The 8,682-nt window shown below is 31.5% G+C and carries 7 protein-coding genes; 5 read left to right on the forward strand and 2 right to left on the reverse strand.

Features of this window, described 5'->3' with window-relative positions; genetic code table 11:
- Positions 1–32: 32 nt before the first annotated feature.
- Positions 33–878 (reverse strand): TIGR03943 family putative permease subunit, encoded by an 846-nt coding sequence (locus BFA01S_RS12350; RefSeq protein ID WP_066230667.1) that lies wholly within the window; start codon positions 876–878, stop codon positions 33–35.
- 19 nt (positions 879–897) lie between these two features.
- On the reverse strand, positions 898–1,782 hold the full coding sequence (locus BFA01S_RS12355) for a permease (protein ID WP_066230669.1): 885 nt from the start codon (positions 1,780–1,782) through the stop codon (positions 898–900).
- 331 nt (positions 1,783–2,113) lie between these two features.
- Between BFA01S_RS12355 and BFA01S_RS12360 the strand changes: the two genes are divergently transcribed.
- The 5 genes from BFA01S_RS12360 (at position 2,114) to BFA01S_RS12380 (ending at position 8,408) form a co-directional block, all read left to right on the forward strand.
- Entirely contained in the window at positions 2,114–3,190 is a 1,077-nt protein-coding gene (locus BFA01S_RS12360; RefSeq protein ID WP_235843019.1) for a CapA family protein, read from the forward strand.
- Positions 3,191–3,308: 118 nt separating this feature from the next.
- On the forward strand, positions 3,309–3,839 hold the full coding sequence (locus tag BFA01S_RS12365) for a TetR/AcrR family transcriptional regulator (RefSeq protein WP_066230674.1): 531 nt from the start codon (positions 3,309–3,311) through the stop codon (positions 3,837–3,839).
- A 53-nt stretch (positions 3,840–3,892) separates the two neighbouring features.
- On the forward strand, positions 3,893–4,762 hold the full coding sequence (locus BFA01S_RS12370; protein ID WP_066230677.1) for a hypothetical protein: 870 nt from the start codon (positions 3,893–3,895) through the stop codon (positions 4,760–4,762).
- A 440-nt stretch (positions 4,763–5,202) separates the two neighbouring features.
- A complete protein-coding gene (locus BFA01S_RS12375; protein ID WP_066230681.1) occupies positions 5,203–7,101 on the forward strand; it encodes a site-specific integrase in 1,899 nt (632 codons plus the stop codon).
- 200 nt (positions 7,102–7,301) lie between these two features.
- Positions 7,302–8,408: an HD-GYP domain-containing protein gene (locus BFA01S_RS12380; protein WP_066230683.1), complete on the forward strand. Its 1,107-nt coding sequence runs from the start codon at positions 7,302–7,304 to the stop codon at positions 8,406–8,408.
- Positions 8,409–8,682: the final 274 nt, after the last annotated feature.

The following is an 8,682-nucleotide window of genomic DNA, read 5'->3' on the forward strand; positions in this document are numbered from 1 at the left end:
AACTTATTAGGGACTGATTTGGACAACCCCTTTTAATATCCACGATAAACATAAGGGTCATCAGGTTTCTCAATTTTTGACCATTCCTTTACCTGAAGGACAGGTATTGCTGCTTTAAATGGCTGATAGTAAATAGATGATAAGCTGCCTTTCACATGAATCCATTCGTCATCTTTTAACTTCATATTACTAGGGAATTCCACGAGCATTCCAAAAACACCTGAATCCGCAACACAGTGGATAATTCCAAAACGCAAAATAAACATCTGTTTATTATTTAATGCATCCCCTTTATAAGTAAAGCCGTTAAATTCCACTGTTTTATCTAAAAAGTCACCAGGATAATTATAAATTGTCTCCATCCCTTTTAAATAATCTTCATCATGCAAGGAAATAGTATTTTTCCTGGAATACTTTTTAAATTCTTCTGCCATAAGCTCGTCATAGCCTTCTTTTCCATAATAAACACTCGTATCAGGCCTTAAATATTGAGTTTGAGCATATTGCTCATTCGATTCAATTGCTTTAAAAGAAAATCCTTTTGCTTTTACGATATTAGAATCAAGCGTTGCTATAGGCAGGAAAAATCCTGTAATTAAAGGAAAGAAGAAAATCATATAAACGATCATTCTTTTATAAAAAGGCTTCTTACTTTCATGCTCGTGTTCATGATCACAGCAGCAGTCAGAATGGCAATTTTCTTTTTCAGACTGTTTAAAATAAGTAATAATTTGAACAATCGCTAAAAAAGCTAAAATCCAAATTGCGCTGTAGGAAAGGTATGAATATTTCATATTAATATATTTTGATAAATTACCAGAAACATGCAGATGAAAAAAGAAATATGTAAATAATAATAAAACAAATATACGAAACAAAAACTGATCCCTCGCTTTCTTATTTAAATGGAATGAATAAGGAGCCGATTAAGACAAGCACAGAAATATAAACGATTAAGATGAAGACGAATCGTTTTTTAAAGGCTTCGAGCATCATAAAAGTATTTTTAATATCGACCATTGCACCATATACGAGAAAGGCAATCAAAGAGCCGAGGGAAAATGTGCTGCTGAAAGAAGAAGCGATAAAAGCATCAGCCTCTGAACAGAGGGAAAGTACAAATGCTAAACCCATCATAACGAGTGAGGATGATAAATCATTTTGCCCAATTGCGAGCAATGTTGATGTTTTTATAAATATTTGTGCTGCAGAAGCAATGAATGCACCTAGTATTAAGTATTTTCCAACTGAAAAAAATTCATCAACCGCATGCCGGCATGTTCCTTTTAATTTCTGAAAGAAAGTTCCTTCTACAGCATGCTCATGCAGCGATGTATTTTTAATAAGCTGATTGTCTTTAAATTGATAAGATAAAATAATCCCGACAATGAATGCAACAACCATCGCAAGCCCGCCTCGGTACAACACTGTATCCCATTTATTTCCGAATGCAACATAGGTAGAAAATAAGACGAGCGGATTAATAACCGGACCTGTGAGCATAAAAGCAATACCTGCATGCAATGGAACCCCTTTTAATAGAAGCCTTCTTACAATAGGAACAATCCCGCATTCACAAGCTGGAAATAATGCCCCAACAATCGTTGCTAATAAAACAGCTAGGAACCGGTTTTTTGGAATGATTTTAGCGATCATTTCCTCTGTGATAAACATCTGAATAAACCCTGAGATAAAAACCCCAAGCAGTACGAAAGGAATTGCCTCTATTAATATACTAATGAAGATTGTATTAAGCTGTAAAAAAGCCTGCATATTTAACATATCACCACTATTTTTTGAAATTAGGAAAACATTATAACATATAGCGTATGAATAGAGAGATAGTATATAATAGATAGGTATTTTTACCTAAAATAAATAAAGGTAATTTAGTAGAGAATATAATCAATTTTTAACAAATGTAACAAAATTTGTTTTAAATTCGTCTTATAGTTGAGTGAACATAAAGGGGAGTAAATAAATGAATGGAGAGAGAAGTGTCACAGAACTAGAACCTAGAGCGAAACGAAGACGGAGGCGTCTAAAAAGATCTGTAAGGAGGTTTCTTTTTTTTATTTTTCTAATAGTAATAGTTTTTATTATTTATAATAATATGAAATCAGAAAAAGTAACGACTGAGATTGCGGGAAATGAACAGGAAGATACAGACGGAGAAGTAATCACTCATGAGAAGAAAAGCAATAACATAGGGGAAAAAGCAGGTGTTACAGAGACAGAATTAAAAATAAGTGCTGCGGGAGATTTTACACTTGGCACAGATGAAGCTTTCCCTTATCAAGGTTCTTTCGTACATGAAGCTTCCATAAGCGGTCTTCCTCATTTTGTAAAAGGTTTAAATGATATTTTTTTAGAAGATGATTTCACGACTGTAAACTTAGAAACGACATTAACGAATGCGACACAAAAAGCAGCGAAGAAATTTCGTTTTAAAGGGGATCCGTCATATGCGAAAATTTTAAAATTAGGCGGAGTGGAAGCGGTGAATTTAGCGAATAATCATATTTTTGATTATTTGGAACAAGGCTATACTGATACAATAAAAAATTTGGAGAAACAGGATATCGGCTATTTTGGATACGAAAATAACTATATTACGACGATTAAAGATGTAAAAATAGGAGCTTTAGGATATGAAGGCTGGCGTGATACTCCTGAGATAAGAAAACAGATTAAAAAGGATATAAAGAAATTACAAGATAAAAATGTTCAAATTATTCTCGTCCATTTTCATTGGGGCATCGAAAGAAGCTATGTTCCGACAGAATCACAGCGAACATTGGCGAAATTTACAATTGACAGCGGGGCAGATTTAATCCTTGGCCACCATCCTCATGTTGTTCAAGGTATTGAAGAATATAAGGATAAATTTATCGTATACAGTCTCGGCAACTTTATGTTTGGAGGTAACAGGAATCCAAGTGATAAAGATACATTCGTTTTCCAGCAAACATTTCATTTGAAAAATGGGAAACTGACGAATAAAAAAGAGATTAAAGTTGTTCCATTCTCGATTTCATCTGTTTCTACCCGAAATGATTATCAGCCGACATTATTAAAGGGATCTGAAGCACAAAGAGTAAAAAGCAAAATCATTGATGCATCTAATCAAATCAGTGGATCTGAATGGCTCGTATATGAAAAAGAGGGGAAAACAGTAAAAGAAAAATAATGATTTTAAAAATGCTTTATTTCTATTAATTAATGGAAATAAAGCATTTTGTTGCTATAAATGTAAGAATTAAGTATTATTTATTTATAGATAAATAAATAAATAAAGGATGAGATGATTGGCTAATCGTGAAGATAAAAAGGAGTTAATTATTAATAAAGCAATACAGCTCTTTGCGGAAAATGGTTATTATAAAACAACTACGGCTATGATTGCTAACGCTGCCGGTGTTACACAGCCATATGTTTTTCACTTTTTTCAAAATAAAGAAGAGTTATTCAAGGCTGTAATAGAGCGTGCTTTTAATCAAATCTACTATACATTTATGGAAGTAGAGGCACCAGCCGACCGGTTATCATCAGAGATGGGTAAATCATTTATGGAAATAATAAAAAAATACCGTTACGAAGTGCTAATGGTTATGCAAGCTTATACAATTGCAGATGAAGGTATCCGCCAGCATATTAGAAAATTATTTCTTACTATTTACGAAATGCTGTTTTTAAAATTTGAAAAAGCAGGGATTCCGTTTCCAAAGGAAAAAGCAAGTGAATTCATAGGTACAGGCCTTCTTATTACAGTTTCAGAAGTATTAGATTTACCGGAAATATTTAATATGAAAGATGAAGAATGTAGAAAAGAATATTGATTTATTCTTTTTTAGATAAATTTATTTATTAATAAATAAAAGGAGACAGACTAATGGAAAATGTTCGTTCTATTAAATTATTTCAAGGAGAGAAATGGCTTGTTATTACGGCTATCATTGGCTTTTTATTAGCAACGGGTATTGCAATTTTTATTCTTTTTAACGGTCCTATTGTCGAGCCGGAAGGGAATTTGGAAAATGCCTTTTCGTTTAATGCGGCAGTTGCAATTTTTATATTGACGATAGCTGCTATTTTACCGTTTTCTCAATTGAATGATCTCCGTAAAAAGAGAATGAGACAGTATTTTATCTTTATCATTTCTTATTTCTACTTAGTTGAAACAATTCAGCATTTTCGGGGTATTAATCCGAGATTCTCACGAGCAGGATCAATAATTGATATGATAATAGGCATATCATTTGGTATAGTCTCTTTATTAATTGTCGTTCTATTAATACAATTAATGATCCAGTTTTTCCGTAAAAGTATTCATAACGAACATTTTATACTTAGTATCCGTTATTCATTTATTTCTATTATGTTGGCATTAATTGCAGGAATATGGATGATTGTTATTCAAGACCGCTATTTTGGTACATATGGAAACTTTATCGTTTTACATGGTCTCGGTTTTCATGCTTTACAAGTATTAGTGTTGCAGGGATGGTTTTTAATGAAGGCAAAAGTTCATAAGCGAAAAGGAAACATGCTTCTTCATATTGGAGGAAGCGCCTGGATTATTTCTATGTGCCTGATAGGTTTCCAGACAGTATTGGGAGAAAGTATTTTTCAAATGACATTAATTCCGGTTATTAGCGGGTTTATGCTCGTTGTCTGGTTAATAACAGCATTTTATTCATTTTGGATGTTTATGAAAGCACGGAGAATTTTTCTAACAGTGAACAAGTCTGTACCTAAATAGGTTACAGGCTTTCTTTTGTTAAATAAGTAAAATAGAATCACTTTAAAATAGCAAAAAAGTCTTTATTTCCCTCTTTTAGTTAAAAAATAACTTTAAAATGATTATAGTATTTTACTGGTGCAAGGTTTTAAATGTGAAATTAATGCTAAATGGAAGAAGGATATATTTAATGAAAAAAGTGAAATCAAGCACATAAGTATTAGATGGAAAAGTAGTATTAACCGCGATGGAAGGTTCACTTGCGATGATAGAATTTGACCACCAAGGCAAAGTTATTTGAGCAAATGAAAATTTTGCGGATACTTTAGGATATAAAGTAACAGATATAATAAGGGCAACTAGCTAAAAATAATTTCCTATAATTAAAAGGATTTTAATACTTTTTCTAGAATTTATAGCATAAAAATTAATTATTTTTTTCAAAAGAAAGGAATAATAAAATGCTAAAATATGATAAAAGAATTTTTAAATCACTATTCCATTTTAAATCGATAAATCATATTGAACAAATAGAGGAAAACGGAAATTTTCCGATTGAAATTCATGTAACGATAAGAAATAAAGAAATAGAAATCCCCGCTGTAATTATACTCGATTTTTTGAAAAAACCTGTTTGCTCGATGAAAATAGGGGAAGTAATTTCTGATTTTGAGCTTCTTTATGCAGCAGTTGACTGTTTTAAAAATATTTCTTTAAACAAAGAGTTATTAGCTATTATAAATACAAAGCAGATGCGGGAAGAGATGCTGAAAAGTTCATTTATACAGAGGGGTAACAGCAGGAGTAATATGGAGCTGTTTTATGAAAATGTAAAATATAAAATAAATGATTATTTTTATGAGTCGAGAGAGCAAGTAAATATTATTGTAAATAATACTGATTTGCTTTTATCAAAAATGAATGATGTAAAAATAATTTTACAGCAAATAAATGATTATATTTCCAGCCTCACTGTGAAAGAGGAAACAAAAAGTCTTTATTTTTATTGTTTACAGTCATTTTACGAATGGTTATTTTATACAAATCCCGAGCAGTTTCCGAGTGTAACAGCTGAAGTAATAAACGAATATTTACAAGCTTATGATGCATCCAATTATTATAAAAACCTCGCAATTAAACAAGTCCTTAAGCTCCAAAAAAATTATCATAAACATCTTAAAATGGAGGGTGTTCATTGGCAGAGTCCTGCTCCAAAGGTACAGACTTTTTATTCAGAAGCTATTTTAATTGAGACAGAAGTAAAACTATTAAAAAACTTAGGAACACATAAAAGACAAATTGAGGATTATAACCATTATTTGCGTTCAATAGGTCATGAACCTCATTCATACAGCAGATTGCGTGATCTTATGAGAAACTGGATTTATTTCCGTTTAGCTGCAGAAACGATGCTTAAATCCCGTGAACTAATCGCCTTAAATTTTGAAAATATTGATTTTGAAAATTTGAGAATAGTAATAGAGAAGGGAAATAAAAAGCAAATTGTTGCGATTACAAAGCAAACAGCAGACTATTTAAAAAAATATAAAAAATTCAGGAACGCATACGACGATACTATTGAAGAAGAAAAACATTATTACCGCTGGATGTATGGTTCAGTATTGAAAGATAAAAATAAAAAAGAAGAAGAGATGGCATTGATTTTACCTTTCTTAAATGATTTAGAGAGAAGGGAATTTAATGAAATAGAAGATGCTCTAAAAAAGATAAATGAACAAATAGTTTTTCAAAAGAAACCGGAATATGAAAAAGTAAAAGAAGTGCAATCACTAGGTGAATTAAGAAGAGAAAGGAAAGAACTAAATAATAGATTCGCGAGAAAATATGCAGAGGTAAAACGGAAATACAGTAATAAATTAGATGAAAATATGAAGTCGGCTCTATTTGTTTCTTCTCATTCAAAGCGAGTGAATGTAAATACAATGGAAAAAATACTTAATCAGTTAGATATTACGACGGAAGTATTAAGAGTAACAAGATATAAACAGGTATCTAAATTACAAGTAAGCGAACCTGCATTAATGAAAATAATGGGATATGAACATAAAGGAAAGATAAAGGAATTAGAGTTTGAAAACACATTAAAAATGATAGAAAAAAGCAGGATCGATTTCTTTAGTGAGAAAAAAATTGACGAGCTAATAAAATCAATGATTATTGAAACTTATTGTAAACATCTTATTAGTAAGTACCCTGCCATTAACAAAGAAAGGTTGAAAAGAGAAGCGAAAGAGAAATATTCCCACTATGACTTTAGCAGGTCAGCACTTCTTGAAGGAGTATTTGAAAGGAGCTATGAACCGCTAGAAGTGGAAAAAGAAATGGGTAAAAAGGTATAAAACACTAAAAAAATTGAAAATTTAACTTCTTTTACTACTTTTTTCGACATATTGATATAGTATTTTTTTAATTAATATAGTATCATTTACCTATCATAGTTGAAAATAATAAGTAAATGAGAGATTAAGTTATTACAATTTTACAATAGAAATTACTTCTCACTCTCAGTGAATATATATAGACAGGAGAGAAGGAGGAAATGCGGTTAATAACGTTAGAAAGATGTAGAACAGATGTCAGGCTAGGTAAATCTATCTATCATGAAAACGGAAAAGTCCTTCTTGCTAAAGGAACGTTGATGACAGCTGGTTTATTAGAAAGATTAAAGGATTTTAATGTTTTCACTATATATATAGAAGATGATCTGTCCGAAGGAATTGAAATCGTTGAATCCATTCCTGAGTTTTTACGTACCGAGGCTGTAAATATCATTACAGATGGTTTGGATACACTTTCGACATTAAGTCCAGAAAAATCAAATCTTCATGCAATGATTAAATCGGAAAGAGCCATTCGGAGCTTTCAAAAGATTTTTAAAGATATTGTAAGTTGTTTAAGTGAAAATAAAGTTGCTTTAAATTTATTAGCATCAACAAAGATTCACGAAGATCATGTGTATAGTCATAGCTTAAATGTCGCCATATATGCTTGTCAGTTAGCAATCGAAAACGGTTTGCCTCTTAGAAAGATAGAAGAAATTGGTTTAGGGGCGATGCTTCATGATATTGGGAAAATGTATATACCTAAAGAGGTTTTAAATAAACCTGAAAAATTAACGACTGAAGAATTTGAACAAATAAAAATACATAGTGAACTAGGGTACGATATACTTAAAAAGATTCATGAGATTCCTCTTACAGTAGCACATTGTGCACTTCAGCATCACGAAAGGCTGGACGGTTTAGGATACCCAAGAGGCCTTAGAGGAAATGAGATTCATGAGTATGCAAAAATTCTTAGTGTTGCTGATGTTTTTGATGCTGTGACGAGTCATCGGATATATCGGCCTGCAATGCTGCCGCATAAAGGAATTGAATTACTTTACAGCGGAATTGGCACACAGTTTGAGAGTAAACAAGTCGAAATGTTTAGAAATTGTATAGCTATTTATCCGCCGGGATTGACTGTGAAATTAAATGACGGCAGAACTGGAATTGTTTCGAAATATAATTTCAATTCAGTTGGAAGACCTGAAATTAGGATTATTAAAGATGAAGAAGGAAAAGCCGTTACTCCTTATGAAATGAATTTATCGGATAAAAGCAATTTGACGTTCCATATTGTTGAAGCAGACGCATTGTTATAATTTTAATACCCGTATAACGTTTTATAAATAAACATTATACGGGTATTAAGGCAGAATTTAATACATTAAAATAAATATAGCATAAAAAATAATTAATTTACAAAAAATAGAAAATAAATTCTAACAACCATCATAATATAAAATCAAACAAAATTATTTCTCTTACGTATGATTTCAATATAATAATATTATCTTATACACTATAAAGTGAAACTTCCATCAGTTGTTTTTTTTCTTATCCCCCACTGATGGTTAGCTGAGGCCCACAGGGTGT

The organism is Metabacillus fastidiosus NBRC 101226, assembly GCF_001591625.1.
Lineage (GTDB): Bacteria > Bacillota > Bacilli > Bacillales > Bacillaceae > Metabacillus > Metabacillus fastidiosus.